Consider the following 21898-nt stretch of genomic DNA (forward strand, 5'->3'; position numbering starts at 1 on the left):
GCTTTGGTCCTGGTTTATGCATGTTGTTACTCTAAAAGCGCCACGTGCTTATGGAGCGGTATGCATTAGAGCGACGTGCGTCCACTTGGACGCACAAAGTACGCTCTAGCACGTTGAATCTGCGCATCGTGCTTTCCGAGAATCGATTCCGATTTGGGCCGATGTGGGGGTGAGGGATGTTCTTCTATCTTTCCAAATTGCTCTGGTTCTTTGTCCAGCCGTTGAATTTTGCAATCTTCCTGTTGCTGGCGGGGCTGGTGGCGGCGATGTTCGGACGGCGGCGATGGGCGACCGCCGGCACCGTCCTTGCCGTTCTCATTCTTGCGCTTTCGACATGGACGGAGCTCGGCGCAATAATGATCAGTCCGCTGGAAGATCGCTTCCCCAAGCCGCCGCTGCCGGAAAAGGTTGATGGTATCATTGTGCTGGGCGGCGGTCTGGAGAGCCCCATCAATGCCGTGCGTGGCGGCTATGAAATCAATGGCGCTGGCGACCGGATCGTCGAGGCGGCCGTACTGGCACGGCGTTTTCCGACTGCGAAAATCGTCATCTCCGGCGGCACCGTTGAGATGATGACCGCAGGTGAGGGCGATGCGGACACAGGCCCGCGCCTGCTCACTGCGCTTGGCGTGACGGCCGATCGGCTGGTCCTAGAGAACAAATCCCGCAACACCTACGAGAACGCAATCTTCACCAGGGAATTGGTGACGGCGAAACCGGGCGAGACCTGGCTGCTGGTGACCTCGGCCTTCCACATGCCGCGGGCCACGGCGCTGTTCGACAAAGCAGGTTTTCCGACCGTTGCGTGGCCGGTCGACTACATGACCTCCGGTAAGGAAAACATAGCCACGCTTCCCCCTTACAACGGGTTGGAGGTCACCACCACGGCGGTCCGTGAATGGATAGGGCTCGTCACCTATTGGCTGTCGGGCCGCATCGATCGGCTTTTCCCCGGACCTGGTGTCGGCTCGGGCGGCTGACCGATCACGGCTTGCCGCGCCGCTGAGAAGAACTGGCGACGTACCAGAACCGCCAGCAACAACAGCGTCGACAGCACGAACACACTTGGATCGACGAACCAGCCGAGATAGCCGATCGAGAAGAACACACCGCGCATGCCGGAATTGAAGTGTTTTCCGGCCAGCATGTTCATGCGCGCCGCCCGCCATACCGCCGTCTCGCTGATCGGGTTGCGTGAGGCTTCGCCATGCGGGATCGGCACCGCGCCGATCAGAATCGAGCAGTAGTTGAACAGCCGGTAGGCCCAGCCGAACTTGAAGAAGGAATAGGCCAGGATCAGCACCAATCCGAACACCTTCATCTGAAAGGCGGAGCGGGATGATGTCGCGCCGAGCGGCAGGTTGCTCAGCACCGAAACAACCTGATCGGAGGCACCGAGCAGGGCGAAACAGCCGCCGATCGCAATCAGCGAGCTGGAGGCGAAAAAGGCGGTTCCCTGTTGAAGACCTGCCATGATGGCGGTGTCGACAATGCGAATCTCGCGTTCGGCCATGGTCCGCATCCAGGCTTCACGCTGCACGTTCATCGCCGTCGTCAGCGACATGCGGCTGACCAGCTTTCCGTCGGAGGCGAGCGTATGCAGCACCCATACGAAAAGGAAGAAGGCCAGCGCCACGAGGTCTGCCGTCGACAAATGGAAGGAATCGCCCATGCGACCCTTTTACCACAAGCGGTGGTGCCGCTTCGATGGCGGAGCGCAACGATGTCGCTGCCGGAGCAAACAAGGTCGGCAGGTGCAGCGCCGCGATCTTCGAAAGAGCGGAAACATCACAGGAATTCCTATATGTAAATTCCAATAGGAGAGAGCGGCGCGTGTTCCTTTCGGTTTTCGACCTGTTCAAGATCGGTATTGGACCATCGAGTTCGCACACGATGGGACCGATGACGGCTGCGCGGCGTTTCCTCGACGAGATCGCGGGAGATGACTGGCCGCGCCCGGCCGGCGCCCGGGTCGACCGCATCGCCGCCAGCCTGCACGGCTCGCTCGCCTATACCGGCATCGGCCATGGTTCCGACCGTGCCGTTGTGCTCGGCCTTGCCGGCCAGACGCCCCAGACGGTGGACCCCGATCAGGCGGATGGAATCGTCGCCAGCATCGCTGCCGAGAAGCGGATTTCACCGCCCGGCCATCCCTCCTACCGCTTCGACCCGGCAACGGATCTGGTGCTGGATCGCAAGACGCCGCTTTCCGGCCATGCCAACGGCATGGCTTTCTCCGCCTATGATGCCGACGACCGGCTGCTGCTCAAGCGTATCTATTATTCGATCGGCGGCGGCTTCGTGGTTTCGGAGGAGGAGCTGCAGCGTATGAAGGCGAAGGGCTCGGTGACGACGGAAGGCAAGAAGGTTCCATACCCCTTCAAGAATGCCGTCGAGATGCTGTCGATGGCTGCGAAAAGCGGCCTTTCCATCGCCGACATGAAGCGCGTCAACGAAGAGACGCAGATGTCGCGCGAGGAGCTCGACGCCGGTCTTGACGGCATCTGGAGCGCCATGAAGAGCTGCATCGAACGCGGCCTGTCGCAGGACGGCATCATGCCGGGCGGACTGAAGGTGCGCCGACGCGCGCGGCAATTGCATGACAAGCTGCAAGAGCAGTGGCGGCAGAACCGGCCCAACCCGCTGCTCGCGAATGACTGGCTGTCGATCTATGCCATGGCGGTGAACGAGGAGAACGCCGCCGGCGGGCGCGTCGTCACCGCGCCGACCAATGGTGCTGCAGGCACGCTGCCCGCGGTGCTGCGCTACTGGCTGCATTTCCATCCCGAGGCCGACCAACCAAGTATCCGCGATTTCCTGCTGACCGCGGCGGCGATCGGCGGCATCATCAAGACCAACGCTTCGATCTCAGGCGCCGAAGTCGGCTGCCAGGGCGAGGTCGGTTCGGCCTCGGCGATGGCGGCGGCGGGGCTGTGCGCCGTCATGGGCGGCACGCCGGAGCAGGTCGAGAACGCCGCCGAGATCGCGCTCGAACATCATCTGGGCATGACCTGCGATCCGGTTGGCGGACTGGTGCAGGTGCCTTGCATCGAGCGCAATGCGCTCGGTGCCGTCAAGGCGGTGACTGCCGCGTCGCTGGCCATCAAGGGCGACGGCGTTCATTTCGTGCCGCTTGATGCCGCGATCGAGACCATGCGCCAGACCGGCCTCGACATGAACGAGAAATACAAGGAAACCAGCCTCGGCGGACTGGCCGTCAATATCGTGGAGTGCTGAGCCAACCTTGCACCGTGGATTGGCACTGTGGAGAAAGTCGACCAGGCCGTTGACGCCTTCGCGCGCAGGACTAAACCTTAATCCATGTCTCTCAATATCATAAAGCTCTGTGTCGGCTGCGACAGCGTCGAAGATCTCGAAGAGTGGATCGCCTTCCGCCTCGACGAACGGCGGCGCGCCGGCGAGCCGGCCGAGCATTACCACACCACACGCATGATGCCGACGCGCGGCGCCGAGGTCACCGATGGCGGTTCCCTCTACTGGGTGATCAAGGGCAATGTGCAGTGCCGCCAGTTGATCACCGAAATCCGCCCTTTCACCGATGATGACGGCATTGGCCGCTGTCACCTGATGCTCGATCCTGTGGTCGTGCGCACCGACTGGCAGCCGCGCCGGGCCTTTCAAGGCTGGCGCTACCTGAAACCGTCGGACGCACCGGCCGATCTCGGTAAGGGCAAAGCGGGGCTGGTCGAGATGCCGCCGAAACTCAGGCGCGAGCTTGCCGATCTCGGCCTTCTCTAGGAAGGCCCAAATTCAAAGCTGCCGCTGGCCCTCCAGGTCGCCTCATCTGGGCTTGCAAGCTGTGCGACAACGCCACATCTTGAATGTCATGAGCGACAAGAAGCAGCCCGTGCCCGCCAAGGCCAATCCTGCGCCGGTCGAGCCCCAATCGAGCACCGGCGAGATCGACGCCTTTATCCGTCAGGCAAAAACGCTCGCAGCATCCGCGACCGGTTCTGGCAGGCTCATTCTGTCACTCGACGCGACGATGAGCCGTCAGCCGACCTGGGATCTCGCCTGTGCGCTGCAGGGCGAGATGTTCGACGCGGTCGGCAAGGCCGGAGCGCTCAAGGTTCAACTGGTCTATTTTCGGGGCCTTGGCGAGTGCCGCTCATCCGCATTCGTCAGCGATACGGAGGCGCTGAAACAGTTGATGACGAGGATCGATTGCCGCAGCGGACACACCCAGATCGGCAAGGTCCTCGCCCATACGCTGAAACAGACTGCTGCGGCCAAGGTCAACGCGTTGGTCTATATCGGCGATGCGATGGAAGAAAATATAGACGATCTGGCGGAAAAGGCCGGCAGCCTGGGCCTGCACGGCGTTCCTGTCTTCGTCTTTCAGGAGGGCCATGATTCCGGCGCAGAAAAGGCGTTCAAGGAAATTGCGCGGCTGTCCAAAGGAGCTTGGTTCCGATTTGATCGACGGGCTGGCGCAACCTTGGCCAGCCTGCTCTCGGCGGTCGCCGTGTTTGCGACCGGCGGGCTGAAGGCACTGGAGGCCAGGGGCAGGGCGGAAGACCGGCTGATGATCGAGCATCTGCGGGGCGGCAGGAAATGATGGGCGCGATTATCGCATTCGTGGCGTTGCTTTTGGTGCTGCTCGGCGTGGTCACGGTCTTTCTCCGCGCCGACCCTGCCAAACTCGCCAGCGGAATGAGGACGCTTGGGCCCGTCCTGTTGGCGCTGATCGGCGTCGCCGTGCTCCTGGTCGGACGCGAAGGCATCGGCGGCTTGATCCTGTCGGCGGCGCTCGCCTGGTATGGCTCCATGCGGATGAAGCGGCCGACGGCGAAACTGGAGCCGGGCAAGCATTCGACGGTGCGTACCGCGGCACTTGAGATGGAGCTTGATCACGATACCGGCAGTCTGGAGGGGCTGGTGCTTGCCGGCCGGCATGAAGGCAAGATGCTCGGCACCATGAGCCTTGCGGAATTGCAGCAGCTTTATCGCGAACTCGCCGGCGACCCGGAGAGCCGCCAGCTGCTAGAGACGTATCTTGACGGCAGATTTCCCATCTGGCGCAAAGACGCTGAGGCGAATGGTGGCGAAGGGCTGGGTGTTTCGCCAGGTTCGGGCGCCATGACTAAGGAGGAGGCCTACAAGATCCTTGGTCTTGAAGCGGGGGCCGCCGCGGCGGATGTCCGCAAGGCGCACCGCCGCCTGATGCAGCGCCTGCACCCCGATATCGGCGGCACGTCTTTTCTGGCGGCGCGGATCAATGAAGCCAAGGACGTCTTGCTCTCCAATCACAACTAGTTCTCCTTCGACGCAGAATTTTTCCGGGAGATGTTTTCGACGTCGTCTACTGCTGGACGGCGTAGCACTCGATTTTCTTTTTCTTCAGGGCGTTGCAGGCTTTCCAGGCGGCAGTCTTCGAACCAAAGCCGAACCGGGCGCGGTAGTAGGTGACGCCGTCCTTTTCGAAGGCGACGGTGAAACCTGTGGCATCGGCGAGGATCGAAGGCGCCTGCTTGCTAGTCTCGTCCAGGAGAGCCTGAGCTTCGGACTGTTTTGGCGAAGAGGCGACCTGGACTGCCCAGCCGGACGGCACCGATGCCGTGTTGACGGGGTCGACCGCCGCGGGTTCGGCGTAGGCTGCTGCGACCCGTGCGGTCGCCACATCGTCCGCCGTGGCCACGGCCACTGTCTTGACCTTCCTGGTCTCAACGACGGGGGTGGTTTCTTCGACGACCGGCTCGCTTTCCTCAACAAGGGAGGCAATGACGTCGTCGTCCGGCCTGCTGTCCGGCGTCGGCGCATCGCGCTTGGGCAGGAACACTTTTGCCAGCGCGGTGATCGGATTGCCGCCGCCTGCCTTGGCGATCAGCATGCCGCTGCCGCGCGACGACGCCTTCGGCATGTAGGTGTTGATCAATTCGGCCATCTGGTTGTCGCGGCTGCCGCCGGATTTCCCGCCTATGACAACTGCTACGATGCGGCGATCGCCGTCGTCGACCGAGGAGACGAGATTGTAGCCGGAGGCGCGGGTGTAACCCGTCTTGATGCCGTCGACCCCCTTGATGCGCCCAAGCAGGCGGTTATGGCCGTTGATGCGCTTGCGGCCGTAGAGAAATGAACGTTGTGAGAAATAGCCGTAGTATTGGGGAAAATGCTCCCGTAGCGCGATGCCGAGCACCGCCATGTCGCGCGCGGTCGTGAACTGACCGGGATTTGGCAAGCCGTGGGCGTTGCGGAAAACGGTCCCCTTCATGCCCAGTGCACGCGCCTTGGCTGTCATCATGTGGGCGAAATTGGCTTCGTTGCCGCCGAGAAGCTCGCCGAGCGCCGTTGCCGAGTCGTTTGCCGACTTGGTCACCATCGACAGGATCGCGGTCTCGACCGTGATCGCGCCGCCCGGTCTGACGCCGAGTTTCGTCGGCGGTTCGGCAGCAGCATTGGCCGAGAAGACGACCCGGGAGTTCTTGCTGATCTTGCCCTTCGCCATGGCCTCGAAGGCCATGTAAAGCGTCATCATCTTGGTGAGCGAGGCGGGATAGCGCCGACCATCCGCATTCGAAGAATAAAGCACCTTGCCGGTCTTGGCGTCGATGACGATGGCCGCCGACCTCGCCGCCATGGACGAAGCAGCGTCGGCGACGACGAATGTCATCGCCAAAGCGAGGATCATGATCGTTTTCAAAGAGGATTTGGAGAGAATGCCCGACAACGCCTGACGCACCGATGGTTCCTTTGGATTTTTTGTTGCCCTGGAGGCGGCAAAGGTTCCTGCCTCACTTCCAGCCAAGCTATCGCGGTCAGCGTTACCAATCCGTTTATGGTAACCGCCACGTTCACCACTTTCTTCGGGTTTGAGCTTCTCTTTATTCGAATTTTAGCCACCGCTAGTGCCTGGGCCGGCGACCGGGTCGATGTGCCGGGCCGGCATGCTGGCGTCGCACTCGGCGAACATTGACTTTTTGTGCATTGCACAATATATTGCTTGCATTGCACAACGCGGCCCGGACAGGGCGCGTCCGCCGTTCAAGGGCAACCGTCAAGGGAGCGTGAAATGACCCAGACCTATGAAGATTTCAGCAAATACGGCAAGGAGTTTGCCGACACCGGCTTGAAGAGCTTCGCATCCCTTTCCAAGGGTGCGCAGGCCATCGCCACCGAGGCGGGCGAGTACACCAAGAAGAGCTTCGAAGCCGGCAGTGCAGCAGCAGAGAAACTTTTGTCGGCCAAGTCACTGGAGAAGGCGATCGAGATCCAGTCCGATTTTGCCAAGCAGTCCTACGAATCCTTCGTCACCGAAGCGACGAAGATCGGCGATCTCTATGCCGAGCTCGCCAAAGAAGCCTACAAGCCGTTCGAATCAATCGTCGCAAAAGCGAAGTAATCTCGCTATAAAATGTGAAGATGGCCCTCGGGCCTGCAAGACAGACCCGGTCGCGAACGCGCGGCCGGGTTTTTTCGTGGCAATTTGAAATTAGGGGCTCTGCCGCCTTCACGATTTCGAAAATCGGCCAAGTTTGGCCACCTAGCCATATTGTCAGCTAAACAGAAGGGCTTAAAATCGTCCATCGAACACCTACATGTCGAACTCGCTTGGGGATTCGAAAAAGGCAGGACTACGTGACTACAGGTTTGACTGCCACAGGAGATGTGGTGCGTATGCAAAACGGCAGCGACGGCAACGAGGCCGGTCGCGGCACGGCTGTTATCACGCGCACTAAAACCAAGACCAAGAAGCCTAGCCTTTATCGGGTCCTCATTCTCAACGACGACTACACACCCATGGAATTCGTGGTTCACGTGCTAGAGCGTTTTTTCCAGAAGGACCGTGAAGCCGCCACACGCATCATGCTACATGTTCACAATCATGGAGTTGGCGAGTGCGGGGTCTATACATTCGAGGTGGCCGAGACCAAAGTGTCTCAGGTCATGGATTTCGCCCGACAGAATCAGCATCCGCTGCAATGCGTGATGGAGAAGAAGTGAGGTAACATGCCGGCTTTCTCCCAAGGCCTGGAAAAGGCGCTTCACCAGGCGCTGACGCTCGCCAACGAGCGGCACCACGAATACGCAACCCTTGAACATTTGCTGCTCGCCCTCATCGATGATACCGAGGCGGCCGCGGTCATGCGCGCCTGCAACGTCGATCTCGACGAGCTGAAGCATACGGTTCTCACCTATATCGACACCGAGCTCGACAATCTCGTCACCGGATACGACGAGGATTCCAAGCCGACGGCCGGTTTCCAGCGCGTCATCCAGCGCGCGGTGATCCATGTTCAGTCGTCCGGCCGCGAGGAAGTGTCTGGCGCGAACGTGCTCGTTGCCATCTTCGCCGAGCGTGAGAGCCATGCCGCCTATTTCCTGCAGGAACAGCAGATGACCCGCTATGACGCGGTCAACTACATCTCGCACGGCATCGCCAAGCGCCCCGGCGCATCCGAGACGCGGTCGCCGCGCGGTGCCGATGACGAGCAGGGCGGTCAGAACGGCGCCGAGCCGCAGGAGGAAGGCGGCAAGAAAAAGCAGCAGCAGGACGCGCTTACCGCCTATTGCGTCAACCTGAACAACAAGGCCAAGGCCGGCAAGATCGATCCGCTGATCGGCCGCGAGTCCGAGATCAACCGCACCATCCAGGTGCTGTGCCGCCGCTCCAAGAACAATCCGCTCTACGTCGGCGACCCCGGCGTCGGCAAGACGGCGATCGCCGAAGGCCTTGCCAAACGCATCGTTGAGGGCGACGTGCCGGAAGTGCTGCACAACGCCACCATCTTCGCGCTCGACATGGGAACATTGCTGGCCGGCACGCGCTATCGCGGCGATTTCGAGGAGCGGCTGAAGCAGGTCGTCAAGGAACTCGAGGATTATCCGGGCGCGGTCCTGTTCATCGATGAGATCCACACGGTGATCGGGGCAGGGGCGACGTCGGGTGGCGCCATGGATGCGTCGAATCTGTTGAAGCCGGCGCTGTCGTCCGGCGCGATCCGCTGCATCGGCTCGACCACCTACAAGGAATTCCGCCAGTTCTTCGAGAAGGATCGCGCCCTGGTGCGGCGCTTCCAGAAGATCGACGTCAACGAGCCGACCATCGAGGACGCCATCGAGATCATGAAGGGCCTGAAGCCGTATTTCGAGGAGTTCCACAAGGTTCGCTATACGGCTGAGGCGATCAAGGCTTCGGTCGAATTGTCGGCGCGCTACATCAACGACCGCAAGCTGCCGGACAAGGCGATCGACGTGATCGACGAGACCGGCGCCTCGCAAATGCTGGTGCCGGAGGCCAAGCGCAAGAAGACCATCGGCATCAAGGAGATCGAAGCGACGATCGCCACTATCGCCCGCATTCCGCCGAAGACGGTTTCCGCCGACGACGAGAAGGTGCTGGCCGGTCTCGATGTTGAGCTGAAGCGCGTCGTCTACGGTCAGGATACCGCGATCACGGCGTTGACCTCGGCGATCAAGCTGGCCCGGGCGGGCCTGCGCGAGCCGGAGAAGCCGATCGGCTCCTATCTGTTCTCGGGACCGACCGGCGTCGGCAAGACCGAAGTGGCAAAGCAGCTCGCCGCTTCGCTCGGTGTCGAGCTGATCCGCTTCGACATGTCGGAATATATGGAACGCCACACCGTCTCGCGGCTGATCGGCGCGCCTCCCGGCTATGTCGGCTTCGACCAGGGCGGCCTGTTGACCGACGGCGTCGACCAGCATCCGCATTGCGTGCTGTTGCTGGATGAGGTCGAGAAGGCGCATCCGGACCTGTTCAACATCCTGTTGCAGGTCATGGACCATGGCAAGCTGACCGACCACAACGGCAAGCAGATCGACTTCCGCAATGTCATCTTGATCATGACCACCAATGCGGGCGCCTCGGATGCGCAGCGCGCGGCGATCGGTTTCGGCTCGACCAAGCGCGAAGGCGACGACGTCGAGGCGATCAACCGGCTGTTCACGCCGGAATTCCGCAACCGTCTCGATGCGATCATCCCATTCGGCTCGCTGCCGGTTCCGGTCATCCACCAGGTGGTGCAGAAGTTCGTCATGCAGCTTGAGGCCCAGCTTTCCGAGCGTGGCGTCACCTTCGACCTGTCGCAGGAGGCGATCGCCTGGCTGGCCGAGAAGGGCTATGACGAGCGCATGGGAGCACGGCCGCTCGGCCGCGTCATCCAGGAGCACATCAAGAAGCCGCTGGCGGACGAGGTGCTGTTCGGCAAGCTCAAGAAGGGCGGCACGGTGCGTGTCACCGTCGAGAAGAAGGAGACCGGCGAGACCGGCCTGAAGCTCGAGTCGCTCGCCGACGAGGCGCCGGTCAAGCCGAAGAAGGAAGAACCGGACGACACGCCGAAGCCCAAGAAGGCTGCCGCCAAGAAGCCCGTCGCGAAAAAGGCGATAGCGCAGAAGGCGGGGCCTAAGAGCAAGGATGGCAGTAAGCGCAGCCTGGTGCCGCAACTGCCCCGCAAGGCGTGATGGCCCTGAAAGCTGAAAAAAGCCCCGGAAACGGGGCTTTTTTATTGGATAATGAGTGGTCGGGGGCGTTGTGTGCGACGCCCAGCTTCAGTTTCCCAGCGCCGTTCGTATCTTACCAGCGTTCTCAGCCAATACTTCCGGTTTCTCCATCTGCCCGCTATGCGGCGTCAAAGGAATTCCTTCGAAGCGAGGAATGACATGGACATGGAGGTGATAGACGGTCTGGCCCGAGGCAGGCTCGTTGAACTGCAGGATGGTGACACCATCGGCGCCGAAAGCCTTCTTCACCGCTAACGCCACCTTCTGCACGACGGCAAAGAGCGGGCCGAATGTTGCTGGGTCCGCGTCGAGCAGGTTGCGCGACTGCGCCTTCGGCACAACCAGTGTATGACCCGGCCCTTGCGGCATTACGTCCATGAAGGCGACGACCGCGTCATCTTCATAGACGCGATGCGACGGGATTTCACCGAGCAGGATTTTCGCGAAGATATTGTTGCTGTCGTAGGTGGGGTCGGCCATGGCGTGCGCTCCCGATTGTTCCTTACTTTAATCGTCCGCCAGATCCTTGCGGAACGGGGTGTGCTCTTCGAGATAGCCGCCCATCCGCTCCACTTCACGCCGCTCGCGCCTGAGATAGTCGGCGACCGCGTTGCGCAAGCCGGGATGCGCGATGTAATGCGCCGAATGCATGGTAACCGGCCTGTAGCCACGCGCCAGCTTGTGCTCGCCCTGCGCGCCCGCTTCGACCACTTTCAGCTTGCGGTCGATCGCGAAGTCGATCGCCTGGTGATAGCAGACCTCGAAATGCAGGAAGGGATGGTCTTCGATGCAGCCCCAGTTGCGCCCGTAGAGCGCATCGGAACCGATGAAATTGATGGCGCCGGCAATGTAGCGCCCATTGCGCTTGGCCATCACCAGCAGGATGTCGTCGGCCATGCGCTCGCCGATCATCGAGAAGAACTCGCGGCTGAGATAGGGCCGCCCCCATTTCCTGCTGCCGGTATCCATGTAGAAGGCAAAGAAGTCGTCCCAGACCCTTTCGGTCAGATCCTTGCCGGTCAGCCAGTCGATCGAGATGCCGTGAGCGAGCGCCTCGCGCCGCTCCTTCTTCAACGCCTTGCGCTTACGCGATGCCAGAGTGGCGAGAAAATCGTCGTAGGTCGAAAAACCTTCATTGAAGAAGTGGAACTGCTGGTCGGTGCGGTGCAGGAAGCCCGCCGCTTCCAATGCCCCAACATCTTTTTCCTGCGCGAAGGTCACGTGCGCGGAAGACACGCCGAGCTTTTCCGTCACCGCCTTCAGGCCTGCTGCCAAGCCGGCTTTCACTGCGCAACTGTCCTCGCCCTTGTTGGCCAGCAGGCGAGGGCCGGTGACCGGCGTGAACGGCACGGCGCATTGGAGTTTTGGATAATAGCGCCCGCCGGCGCGCTCAAACGCGTCCGACCAGCCGTGGTCGAAAACATATTCGCCCTGGCTGTGCGATTTCAGGTAGCAGGGAACGGCGCCGAGCAGTTTTCCCTGCGCCGTCTCCAGCCTGAGATGATGGCCCTGCCAGCCGGTGCGCCGCACGGCGCAGCCGGAATCCTCGAGTGCACTCAGAAAAGCGAATGAAACGAGTGGGTTGTAGCCGTTTTCTGTATCGCTGCGGGTGGTGCCGCCGAGGCCATCCCATTCCGCGCAGGTAAAGGCTCCGATGCCGGAGGCAACCCGGATCGCATACTCTCCATTCGCCGTTTGCCCGTCGCCTTCATCGCCTTGATCCATTGGGCTTATTTAAGCTCCATGCCGGTCCATGCAAGCCCGGTTCAAGCGACCTGTATAAGATCGGGTTCGAATCCTTCGAACGTCATCTGATCGGCATATCTGAAGGTCAGGTCGACCGCCGGCTGGTCGAGCACCGTCCAGGTGATTACCGGCATTTTGAGCCTTTCGCGCACGAAGGAGACGAACCGGTTCGGCAGGTCGCCGGCGGCATAGGAGGTGAAGGCGATGTCATGCGCCAGCATGGCGAAATGCGCCTCGATCAGGGGTGTGTCTTTGCCATAGGCGGTCAGCCCGCCCGGAATGCCGGGCGCGTGTTTCGGGAAATCGCGGATCAGCCAGTGGTCGAACGACATGATTGCCGCCTTGCCCTTGTAGCGCTTGAGCATCTTGCCGACGCTTTCCACCAGGCCTTCGTCATGGCCGGGGGCCCCTTTCAGCTCGACGACCATCGGCACACGACCATCGACCAGGTCGAGTGCCTGCTGCAGGGTCGGCAGATGGTCCGATGTGCCGCCGATCTTGAGCGCCGTCATTTCCGCTGCCGTGCGCTGCCAGACGAAACCGTCCTGGCCGGTCAGCCGCTTCAGATCACGGTCATGGATGATGACCGGGATGCGGTCAGACGACAGATGCACGTCGCATTCGATCGCATAGCCGCGTTCGGCTGCCGCGGCGAAGGCGGAGAGAGTGTTCTCCCAGCGCGTCTTGTTCATGTCGTGGAGGCCGCGATGGGCCACGGGTCGGGCGGTCAGCCAGGAAAGGTCGGTCATGTCTGGCTCATTCGACTTCGAAAGTGGCTTCGATTTCCACTGCGGCATTAAGCGGCAGGGAGGCGGCGCCGACGGCGGAGCGGGCATGTTTGCCGTGATCGCCAAGCACTGCAACCAGAAAATCCGAGGCGCCGTTGGCAACCAGATGCTGCTCTACAAAATCGGGCGCCGAGGCGACGAAGACGGTGATCTTCACCAGGCGGCGGATTCTCTCGAGATCGCCAAGTGCTGCCTTGGCCTGCGCCAATATGTTGATCGCGCAGTATTTTGCCGCTTCCTTGCCAGTTGCGGTGTCGACATCGCGGCCGAGCAGTCCGCTCGCCTGCACCTTGCCGTCCTTGAGCGGCAGCTGTCCGGCGGTGAACAGCAGATTGCCTGACCTGCAAAAGGGCACGTAGTTGGCGGCGGGCGCGGCGGCGATCGGAAGCGTCACGCCGAGGTCGCTTAGCCGCTTTTCGATTGTTTCATTCATGGTATTTCCCTATTGCTTGATGACGCCGCGCAGGTCGGGCCGAAATTGCTATTTTTGCCTCGCTTCCGCCACGACTTTTTTTAAGCTGGACCATCTTTCCCTGCTGCCTGCCATCAGGCGCGATGATCGGAGCTCCTCATGCGCGCAACACGCCTCGCATTCCATGCAGTCCTGCTGCCAGCGGTGTTCTCGATGGCGCCGGCTTTTGCGGTACCGGCACTGCAGGCGCATCGCGCGGTTTACGATCTGAGCCTGGACAAGGCTTCCGACCGCTCGGGCATCACCGGCATTTCCGGCCGCATGGTCTATGAGTTCAACGGCTCGCCTTGCGAAGGGTACACGGTGAAGTTCCGCTTCGTCACCCAGATCGCCACCAATGACAATACAACAAAGCTGACCGACCAGCAGACGACCACTTTCGAGGACGCCGAAGGCAAGACCTTCTCGTTCGTGACAAAATCCTTCGTCGACCAGAACCTTGACAAGGAGGTCAAGGGCACGGCGACGAAGGAGACGAAAGGCCTCAAGGTCGACATCGACAAGCCGGAGAAGAACAGCCTCGAATTGACCGCCACCCAGTTTCCGACCCAGCACCTGGTCGAACTGATCGACAAGGCCGAAAAGGGCGAAAATTTCTACGAAACCAACCTATTCGACGGCTCGGAAGATGCAGACAAGGTGATGACCACCACCGTCGTCGTCGGCAAGAAAGCCGATGCCGACAAGACTGATCCGGAAGCGCCGGCACTGGCGAAACTCGCCACCGACAAATACTGGCCAGTCGACATCGCCTATTTCGACGGCACCGACAAGTCAGGCGAGGAGGTGCCGGAGTACCGGATCAGCTTCAAGCTGCATGAGAACGGCATCACGCGCGACCTCGTCATGGACTACGGCGAGTTCTCGATGACCGGCAAGCTGGTCAATCTGTCGTTGTTCGATCAGTCGAAGCCCTGTCCGCCGAAATAGGGGCTTCAGGTTAATCACGCCCGCAAGGCGGCGACGAATGACTTGAACACGCCGCATTTGCATCTCAACCTCTATGCCGACGGGTCGATCGGGGGGTGGGTTGAGCAGAATCGATGTGTTCGTGGCGCCGAGGCCTAATCCGGCGCTGATCAGGATCATGACCGTCGTCAACCGGCTTGTCATGCTGCACGGCATTCCCGGGTTTCGCGATCTGTTGCCGTTCAACCGCCTGGCCGGATTGCGCGGCGTCGCCTATGTTCGCCATATCGACTTTCCCGACGACGACCGGCAGCGGCTGAAGGCCTGTTGCGGCGCAGGCAAGGCGACGTTCATCACGCCCAACCATCCGGAATTCTTTACTGACTGGATGATCGACAAGGAGATCGTCTCGCAGGTCAGTCCACTCGCGGCATCCTGGGCCACGCATGGCGTCGTCAACGGCCTCGGCCGGATCATGCAGAAATTCTGGCTGGCCAACAATCTGATCGCCCAGATTCCCGGCAACAGCGGGGCTGCCAAGGAGCACTCGATCGCCTGGGCGCTGAAAGGGCATGGTGTGCTCTTGCATCCCGAAGGCGGCGTCGGCTGGCATGCCAATGTCGTCGGTCCGCTTCTTCCGGGCGCTGTCGAGATGGGGTTCGAAGCGCTCAAGCGCGGTCGCGCCACCGATCAGGATTCCAGGGTTTGGATCGCGCCGGTTGTCTGGAAGCTCGCCTTCACCAAAAATGTCGAGCCGGCGCTGGCGCAGGAGTGTGCCTATGTCGAGAAAAGCCTGAAGATCGAACGTCGTGCCATCGATACGCTGCCGGAGCGCGTCCACCATATCTATGCGGCGCTGCTGTCACGCGATGAGATCGCCTGTGGCATGGCGCCCGACGAACGGGCTTCGTATGCCGCGCGTCAGAAGCAACTGCTGCTCGAATTGAGCCGGCGCCTGGGGGAGGGTATTTCGGTCGATCCCGACGCCAACGAGATCGCCGAGCTTTTGCGCAGGTCGCGCCGCTGGCTGCGGGAAGAGATCGGCGACACCGAACGGCAAAAACAGGTCCGGGCGCTGGCAGACACGATCCAGCGTCTCCAACGCGTCGGACGGTGGGCCTCAGCCAACCCGCGCATCACGCAGGAGGAGATCGCGGAACATCTGAAGCGCATTCGCAACGATTATTGCAAGGGCGGGCTGCGCGATACGATTAACCGCTTCGTGCCGCAACCGGCCGGGCCGCGCTGCGCTCATATCCGGGTGCCGGAGCCGTTGGGATTGCACGCCTATCCCGGCTCGATCGAAGATGCGCTTGCAGAGTTGCACAGCCGCATGCAGGAGGCCGTCACCAGGACCGTAGCCGAACTCGAAGCCGCCGGCGGCTTCATTTTCTATCCGAATCCCTTCTATCATCACTAGCATTGGATCTTGGCTCCATTTGAGCTGGCTCCGCTGGACGGCGCAAGATGAAGGAGTGCGGCGAGCCTCATGGCGGTCTATGTCGACGCGGCGATCTGGAAATGGGTCGGCCACCGCTGGTGTCACCTGCTGGCCGACGACACCGACGAGTTGCACCGTTTTGCAGCACAGCTCGGCGTCAAGCGTTCGTCCTATCAGGGACCGCCGAAGACATCGGCGCCGCATTATGACATAACCGGCTTCGAACGCGACCGCGCGGTACGGCTAGGCGCCCTCGAATGCAGCCGCGAGGAGATCGTTGCTGTTTTCCGGCGTGTTCGCGTGCCGAAGGGGAAGATACGACCATGACGCTGACGGTATTTCTGGCTTACTGCGCTGCGATCACATTTGCCGCCGCCACGCCTGGCCCGGCTGTATTCACGGTCATCGCCAACGGCGTCTCGCGTGGCTTCGTTCGCGCTTTCCTGGCTGGTCTCGGCATCGCCGCCGGCGACGCGGTGCTGGTGACTTTGGCGCTGCTCGGTCTCGTGGCACTGGCACAGACCTTCGAATGGGTTTTTCTCATCCTGAAATATGCGGGTGCTGCCTATCTGATGTTTCTTGGCATCAGGATGTGGCGATCGGCTTCGGCGGAATCGAGCGGACTGCAGGCAACGCAGGCAAGACTGTCCCGATCGTTTTTCCTCGGCATCTCCATTGCTCTGGGTAATCCCAAGGCGATCCTGTTCCACGCCTCGATTATGCCGCTGATCCTCGATCTCAACACGATGAGCCTCGCTGAGGGGCTGCTCGTGGTTGCGGTCGTGATCGGCGTCAATATTATCACCATGGGCGTCTATGCGGTGCTTGCCGGGCAGGCTTCGAGCTGGTTCAAAACGCCGAGGCGGATGCGCTTGATGAACAGGTTTGCCGGCGGCGCCATGATCGGCACCGGTGCGCTGATCGCCGCACGTTGAGCCGCAAGACACCGCAGCGCTTGCGTTTGTCGCGCATCCCCTCTATATGCGCGCTCATTCCACACACGGACTTTGGTGTCTGCCCGGGAGAAATCCGGCTGAAACCTCCGGTGGCGTTCGAGGACAAAGTCCAGAAATGCCTGTGTCCGTGGAGGCTAACCGGAAAGGATACTCGAGAATGGCTCTGCCTGATTTCAGCATGCGTCAGCTTTTGGAAGCTGGCATTCACTTCGGCCACCAGACCCACCGCTGGAACCCGAAGATGGCGCCCTATATCTATGGCGCCCGCAATAACATCCACATCATCGACCTCTCGCAGACGGTGCCGCTGCTGCACCAGGCGCTGAAGCAGGTTTCCGACACCGTCGCCAAGGGTGGCCGCGTGCTGTTCGTCGGCACCAAGCGTCAGGCGTCCGACATCGTCGCCGACGCCGCGCAGCGCTCGGCCCAGTACTATGTCAACTCCCGCTGGCTCGGCGGCATGATGACCAACTGGAAGACGATCTCGAATTCCATCCAGCGCTTGCGCAAGCTCGACGAGATGCTGGCAGGCGAGGCCCAAGGGCTCACCAAGAAGGAGCGCCTCAACCTCGATCGCGAGCGCGAGAAGCTCGACAAGGCGCTGGGCGGCATCAAGGACATGGGCTCGACGCCCGACCTGATGTTCGTGATCGACACCAACAAGGAAGCGATCGCCATCCTCGAGGCCAAGCGTCTCGGCATCCCGGTCGTCGCCATCATCGATTCCAACTGCGACCCGGACAAGATCGATTTCCCGATTCCGGGCAATGACGACGCTGCCCGCGCCATCCAGCTCTATTGCGATCTGATCGCCAAGGCTGCAATCGACGGCATCGCCCGCCAGCAGGGCGCGCTCGGCGTCGATGTCGGCGCTTTGGCCGAGGCTCCGGTCGAGCCGACGCCGGCCGCCGAGACACCGGCTGCCCAGACACCGGAAGCGTAACAGCGAAGGCCGGTTTCGGCCTTCATCTTTCTCATATTTTGGCGCGCTGAGCGCTGGCGCCAGGCGCATCATCGAGGACCGGTGGTGCGTCGGTGCATTTTAAAACAAAGAGGCGACAATGAGCATTTCGGCTGCACAGGTCAAAGAACTCCGCGACTTGACCGGCGCGGGCATGATGGATTGCAAGGCGGCGTTGAACGAGACCAACGGCAACATGGAAGAGGCCGTCGACTGGCTGCGCAAGAAGGGCATCTCCAAGGCCGACAAGAAGGCCGGCCGTACCGCGGCCGAGGGTCTCATCGGCGTCGATTCCGGTATCCGCGAGGCGGCAGTCGTCGAGGTCAATTCCGAGACGGACTTCGTTGCCCGCAACGCCGCCTTCCAGGAGATCGTCGCCAAGGTTGCCAAGGTCGCGCTCGCCTATGGCGGCAAGACGGAGGCCGTCGCAGCCGCGCCGTATCCGGGTTCGGACAAGTCGGTCACCGAGACCATCAAGGACGCTGTCGGCACGATCGGCGAGAATCTTGGTTTCCGCCGTTCGGCCAAGCTCACCGTCGAACACGGCGCTGTTGCGACCTACGTCCACAATGCGGTTGCCGACGGCCTTGGCAAGCTCGGCGTGCTGGTCGCCATCGAAACAACAGGCAACGCGCAGGCAGCCAACGCCTTTGCCCGCCAGGTCGCCATGCATGTCGCCGCCACCAACCCGATGGCGCTGACGACGGAACAACTCGATCCGGCCGCGGTCGAGCGCGAGAAGGCGATCTTCGCCGACCAGGCGCGCCAGTCCGGCAAGCCGGAAGCGATTATCGAGAAGATGGTCGAGGGCCGTCTGCGCAAGTTCTACGAAGAGGTCGTGCTGCTCAAGCAGGCTTTTGTGCTCAATCCCGACATCACCGTCGAGAAGGCGCTGACGGATGCCGAAAAGGAAATAGGCGCACCGGCCAAGATCACTGCCTATCTGCGCTTCGCGCTCGGCGAGGGCATCGAGAAGGAAGAGACCGATTTCGCGGCGGAAGTCGCGGCAGCGGTCAAGAAGTAAACCGCACTCTATCTTTCTGAAAAGACTTTACGGCCGGGTGTCCGCGAGGATGCCCGGCCGATTTCTTGCGCGGTGTCGATGAAGGCCCTGAGCTTCGGCGCCATCGCCGCCCGGCGTGGAAAATAGAGGAACAGCCCCGGTTCATCGATCGAGGTGTCGCGCAGGACTTCTACCAGCCGGCCGGCCTCTACGTCAGCCCGGACAAGCGGCTCGAACAGATAGGCGAGGCCGATGCCGGCCAGCGCCATATCTCGCGCCGAAAGCGGATCGGTGAGGACGACGCTGCCGCGCGTCTCGACGCTGATATCCTTGCCCTGGTCGTTCAGGTCCCAGCGGTAGAGAGCACGCGATCGCAGCAGCCTGTATCCGATGCAGTTGTGCGCCGAGAGATCGGCCAGCGTCCGTGGCTGCCCATGACGGCCGACATAGGCCGGAGAGGCGACGACGATGGTGCGGAAAGGCTGGGTCAGCCGCACCGTCACCATGTCCTCGGCGATCATCTCGCCAAGCCGGATGCCAGCGTCGAAACCTTCGCCGACGATGTCGCTCAAGCGTTCGTCGGTGACGATCTCCACCGTCACGTCGGGATAACGCTCCGCCATTGCCGACAGGATGGGCATCAGGGCCAGAGGCAGCGCAATGCGCGGCGCGTTGATCCTGAGCAGCCCGCTCGCTCTGCCTTTGACCGAGCGGATACGCTCCATCCGGTCCGCGATGTCTCCCAGCGCCGGCTCCGCTGCCGCGACAAGCGCCTCGCCGGCCTCAGTCAGAGCGACACTGCGCGTGGTGCGGGCAAACAGCGGTTGGCCGATCCGCTCCTCCACCAGCCGCACCGCATGGCTGACTGCCGACGGACTCATGCCGAGTTCGGCGGCGGCCAAGGCAAAGCCGCCGCGCCGCGCCACAGCGACGACGACAGGAAGATGGCTGAGCAGGTCTCGATCCATTCATGAACAACATCGCATAGTCCATGCTAATAATGCAAACTTATCAATCGGACAGAGGAGGCGCATCTAGGCTGCATTGAACACCAATTCTGTAAGCAGCAAGGAGACGACCAATGACCATGTCCTATTACACGCTCGGCAACAGCGGGCTGCGTGTCACCCGCCTCGCGTTCGGCACTATGACCTTCGGCACGGAATGGGGCTGGGGAGCCGAAAAGGAAACGGCCCGCGCGATGGTCGATGCCTATGTCGAGGCAGGCGGCAATTTCTTCGATACGGCCGACGCCTATACCGGAGGCACATCCGAAACCTGGCTTGGCGAATTCATCGCCGAGCGTGGGCTGCGCGACAAGGCGGTGATCAGCACCAAATTCAGCATGAACCTCGAAGAAGGCAATCCGAATGCCGGAGGCAACGGCCGCAAGAACATCATCCGCGCGGTCGAAGGCTCGTTGAAGCGCCTCAGCACCGATTATATCGATCTCTACATCCTGCATGCCTGGGACAGGCTGACGCCTCCGGAGGAGGTGATGCGGACGCTGGATGATCTGGTCCGCGCCGGAAAGATCCGCCATGTCGGCCTGTCGGACGTGCCGGCGTGGTACGCAAGCCGGGCCCAGTCGGTAGCCGAGCACCGCGGCTATGAACCGGTTTCGGCGCTTCAGCTCGAATATTCGCTGGCGGAGCGCAACATCGAACATGAGTTCGTGCCATTCGGCACGCGCCACGGTGCGGGTATAATGGTCTGGAGCCCGTTGGCCAGCGGTCTGCTCAGCGGGAAATATCGTTCCGATACAGTGAATGAGGCAGGCGGCAGGCTGGAGACGATGCGCGGCTCGACCAATCCTGGGTTTCAGAAATTCAACGATCGCAACTGGGAGATCGTCGCCGAGCTGGAAAAGGTCGCAAGTCAGCTCGGCCGCAGCATGGCTCAGGTCGCCTTGAACTGGGCCGCGACCCAGCCCGGCATTGCGTCGGTGATCATCGGTGCGACGAAGCTGGATCAACTCAAGGACAATCTCGGCGCGCTCGATTTCGACATTCCGCAGGAGCTTCGGGCACGGCTCGATGCGGTGAGCCGACCGATCACACCCTTTCCGTATTCGTTCTTCGGCTCGGAAATACAGGGCGGCCTTACGGGAGGCCAGGCGGTCGGCGATAAGCCGGCTGGCTATCTGCCGGATCTGCTCATGCAAGGTGCTTTTGCTGGCGTAAGCTAAGAGGGGAAGAGAGTTTTCCGGCTCGGGCGCCGCGTGACATCGCGGCGCCCTTCGTGTATCGGAACGCCAATGTTTCGGGGCAGCGCCTGCGCGGGGAAGCCGCCCCAGACGCGTCACATGCATAATGATGAGGACCAGATGACGGTGAAGCCCCTCTATCGACGTGTCTTGCTGAAAGCTTCGGGCGAAGCGCTGATGGGTGAACAGCATTTCGGCATCGACGTATCGGTGGTCGATCGCATCGCTGCCGATATCGCCGAGGCCCGCGCCCTGGGCATCGAGGTCGGCGTCGTCATCGGCGGCGGCAACATCTTTCGCGGCGTGGCGGTTGCGTCCAAGGGCGGTGACCGGGTCACCGGCGACCACATGGGCATGCTCGCCACCGTCATCAACTCGCTGGCGCTGCGCACTTCGCTGAACAAGATCGGCGTCGACGCGGTGGTGCTGTCGGCAATCGCCATGCCAGAGCTTTGCGAGAGCTTTTCGCAGCGCCAGGCGACCGCCTACATGAACCAGGGCAAGGTCGTCATTTTCGCCGGCGGCACCGGCAATCCGTTCTTCACCACCGATTCGGCCGCGGCGCTTCGCGCGGCGGAAATCGGCGCCGATGCGCTGTTCAAGGGCACGCAGGTCGACGGCGTCTATTCGGCCGATCCCAAGAAGGACCCGAATGCTACACGCTTCGAGCGCATCAGCCATGGCGAAGTCATAAAACGCGGCCTTTCGATCATGGATACAGCCGCGATTGCACTTGCGCGCGAAAACAACATTCCGATAATCGTCTATTCGATCCACGAGAAGGGTGGTTTCGGTGATATTCTGAGGGGCGGCGGCCGTTGCACGGTCGTCGCGGACGACTGATCGGGAGCACTATCCCGAACCGAGGGTCCGCGTAAGCGAAAAGCGGGAGCCGGTTTCGGATTGAGGCTCGAACACGGGGTTATCCCTGAACAGTGAA

At 61.5% G+C, this 21898-nt stretch carries 23 protein-coding genes; 16 read left to right on the forward strand and 7 right to left on the reverse strand.

The genetic code is table 11. The features are described from left to right. Positions 1-176 precede the first annotated feature (176 nt). Positions 177-980: a YdcF family protein gene (locus EN885_RS19955; protein WP_127205640.1), complete on the forward strand. Its 804-nt coding sequence runs from the start codon at positions 177-179 to the stop codon at positions 978-980. On the opposite strand, the gene EN885_RS19960 is transcribed toward EN885_RS19955, so the two are convergent. Continuing rightward, positions 917-1672 (reverse strand): DUF599 domain-containing protein, encoded by a 756-nt coding sequence (locus EN885_RS19960; protein ID WP_127205639.1) that lies wholly within the window; start codon positions 1670-1672, stop codon positions 917-919. The two genes, EN885_RS19955 and EN885_RS19960, sit on opposite strands and share 64 nt — an antisense overlap. 161 nt (positions 1673-1833) lie before the next feature. Between EN885_RS19960 and EN885_RS19965 the strand changes: the two genes are divergently transcribed. The 4 genes from EN885_RS19965 to EN885_RS19980 all read left to right on the forward strand — a co-directional run bounded on the left by EN885_RS19965 (position 1834) and on the right by EN885_RS19980 (position 5277). Beyond that, complete coding sequence (locus EN885_RS19965; RefSeq protein WP_095485562.1) at positions 1834-3237, forward strand: L-serine ammonia-lyase; 1404 nt, start codon at positions 1834-1836, stop codon at positions 3235-3237. Positions 3238-3321: 84 nt separating this feature from the next. Next, entirely contained in the window at positions 3322-3759 is a 438-nt protein-coding gene (locus EN885_RS19970; protein WP_095485269.1) for a DUF1489 family protein, read from the forward strand. 88 nt (positions 3760-3847) lie between these two features. After that, positions 3848-4579: a hypothetical protein gene (locus EN885_RS19975; protein ID WP_095485268.1), complete on the forward strand. Its 732-nt coding sequence runs from the start codon at positions 3848-3850 to the stop codon at positions 4577-4579. Continuing rightward, complete coding sequence (locus EN885_RS19980; protein ID WP_185928245.1) at positions 4576-5277, forward strand: DnaJ domain-containing protein; 702 nt, start codon at positions 4576-4578, stop codon at positions 5275-5277. The genes EN885_RS19975 and EN885_RS19980 overlap by 4 nt, the downstream gene beginning before the upstream one ends. Before the next feature lie 46 nt (positions 5278-5323). Here EN885_RS19980 and EN885_RS19985 read toward each other — a convergent pair whose 3' ends face one another. Beyond that, positions 5324-6700, reverse strand: coding sequence for a D-alanyl-D-alanine carboxypeptidase (locus tag EN885_RS19985; protein ID WP_127291668.1), 1377 nt, complete (start codon positions 6698-6700; stop codon positions 5324-5326). A 330-nt stretch (positions 6701-7030) separates the two neighbouring features. On the opposite strand from EN885_RS19985, the gene EN885_RS19990 reads away from it, so the two are divergent. The 3 genes from EN885_RS19990 to clpA all read left to right on the forward strand — a co-directional run bounded on the left by EN885_RS19990 (position 7031) and on the right by clpA (position 10437). Then, complete coding sequence (locus tag EN885_RS19990) at positions 7031-7360, forward strand: phasin family protein (RefSeq protein WP_127203828.1); 330 nt, start codon at positions 7031-7033, stop codon at positions 7358-7360. 275 nt (positions 7361-7635) lie between these two features. Beyond that, positions 7636-7962, forward strand: coding sequence for an ATP-dependent Clp protease adapter ClpS (clpS, locus tag EN885_RS19995; RefSeq protein WP_036241697.1), 327 nt, complete (start codon positions 7636-7638; stop codon positions 7960-7962). A gap of 6 nt (positions 7963-7968) precedes the next feature. Then, positions 7969-10437 carry an ATP-dependent Clp protease ATP-binding subunit ClpA gene (clpA, locus tag EN885_RS20000; protein ID WP_127291670.1) on the forward strand — a complete coding sequence of 823 codons (2469 nt, stop codon included), beginning with the start codon at positions 7969-7971 and terminating at the stop codon, positions 10435-10437. Between the two features lie 87 nt (positions 10438-10524). Here the strand turns inward: clpA and EN885_RS20005 are convergent, their stop codons facing one another. From EN885_RS20005 to EN885_RS20020, 4 genes are read right to left on the reverse strand one after another with little or no spacing between them, the layout of a single operon-like run. After that, a complete protein-coding gene (locus tag EN885_RS20005; protein ID WP_095485263.1) occupies positions 10525-10956 on the reverse strand; it encodes an HIT family protein in 432 nt (143 codons plus the stop codon). Positions 10957-10983: 27 nt separating this feature from the next. Beyond that, positions 10984-12201: a GNAT family N-acetyltransferase gene (locus EN885_RS20010; RefSeq protein ID WP_128242562.1), complete on the reverse strand. Its 1218-nt coding sequence runs from the start codon at positions 12199-12201 to the stop codon at positions 10984-10986. 41 nt (positions 12202-12242) lie between these two features. Beyond that, a complete protein-coding gene (locus EN885_RS20015; RefSeq protein ID WP_095485261.1) occupies positions 12243-12971 on the reverse strand; it encodes a glycerophosphodiester phosphodiesterase in 729 nt (242 codons plus the stop codon). Positions 12972-12978: 7 nt separating this feature from the next. After that, positions 12979-13443, reverse strand: a complete 465-nt coding sequence (locus EN885_RS20020) for a RidA family protein (RefSeq protein WP_128242563.1) — start codon at positions 13441-13443, stop codon at positions 12979-12981. Between the two features lie 138 nt (positions 13444-13581). Between EN885_RS20020 and EN885_RS20025 the strand changes: the two genes are divergently transcribed. The 6 genes from EN885_RS20025 (at position 13582) to tsf (ending at position 18773) form a co-directional block, all read left to right on the forward strand. Beyond that, positions 13582-14412, forward strand: a complete 831-nt coding sequence (locus EN885_RS20025; protein ID WP_128242564.1) for a cell envelope integrity EipB family protein — start codon at positions 13582-13584, stop codon at positions 14410-14412. Between the two features lie 100 nt (positions 14413-14512). Then, positions 14513-15811 (forward strand): hypothetical protein, encoded by a 1299-nt coding sequence (locus tag EN885_RS20030; RefSeq protein WP_128242565.1) that lies wholly within the window; start codon positions 14513-14515, stop codon positions 15809-15811. 69 nt (positions 15812-15880) lie between these two features. Next, the gene (locus tag EN885_RS20035) at positions 15881-16159 is read left to right on the forward strand and encodes a DUF4031 domain-containing protein (protein WP_126106476.1); all 279 of its coding nucleotides are present in this window, start codon (positions 15881-15883) and stop codon (positions 16157-16159) included. Continuing rightward, entirely contained in the window at positions 16156-16767 is a 612-nt protein-coding gene (locus EN885_RS20040) for a LysE family translocator (RefSeq protein ID WP_127203835.1), read from the forward strand. Before EN885_RS20035 ends, EN885_RS20040 begins: the two co-directional genes overlap by 4 nt. A 178-nt stretch (positions 16768-16945) precedes the next feature. Then, positions 16946-17731, forward strand: a complete 786-nt coding sequence (rpsB, locus tag EN885_RS20045; protein ID WP_128242566.1) for a 30S ribosomal protein S2 — start codon at positions 16946-16948, stop codon at positions 17729-17731. 118 nt (positions 17732-17849) lie between these two features. Then, entirely contained in the window at positions 17850-18773 is a 924-nt protein-coding gene (gene tsf, locus EN885_RS20050) for a translation elongation factor Ts (RefSeq protein WP_095485255.1), read from the forward strand. Between the two features lie 8 nt (positions 18774-18781). Here the strand turns inward: tsf and EN885_RS20055 are convergent, their stop codons facing one another. Then, complete coding sequence (locus EN885_RS20055; RefSeq protein ID WP_128242567.1) at positions 18782-19720, reverse strand: LysR family transcriptional regulator; 939 nt, start codon at positions 19718-19720, stop codon at positions 18782-18784. A 113-nt stretch (positions 19721-19833) separates the two neighbouring features. Here EN885_RS20055 and EN885_RS20060 point away from each other — a divergent pair, with 113 nt between their 5' ends. Beyond that, entirely contained in the window at positions 19834-20940 is a 1107-nt protein-coding gene (locus EN885_RS20060; protein WP_128242568.1) for an aldo/keto reductase, read from the forward strand. 138 nt (positions 20941-21078) lie between these two features. Then, positions 21079-21801: a UMP kinase gene (gene pyrH, locus EN885_RS20065; RefSeq protein WP_111546675.1), complete on the forward strand. Its 723-nt coding sequence runs from the start codon at positions 21079-21081 to the stop codon at positions 21799-21801. The last annotated feature ends 97 nt before the right edge of the window (positions 21802-21898 follow it).

Source organism: Mesorhizobium sp. M6A.T.Cr.TU.014.01.1.1 (assembly GCF_004022765.1).
Classification (GTDB): domain Bacteria; phylum Pseudomonadota; class Alphaproteobacteria; order Rhizobiales; family Rhizobiaceae; genus Mesorhizobium; species Mesorhizobium mediterraneum.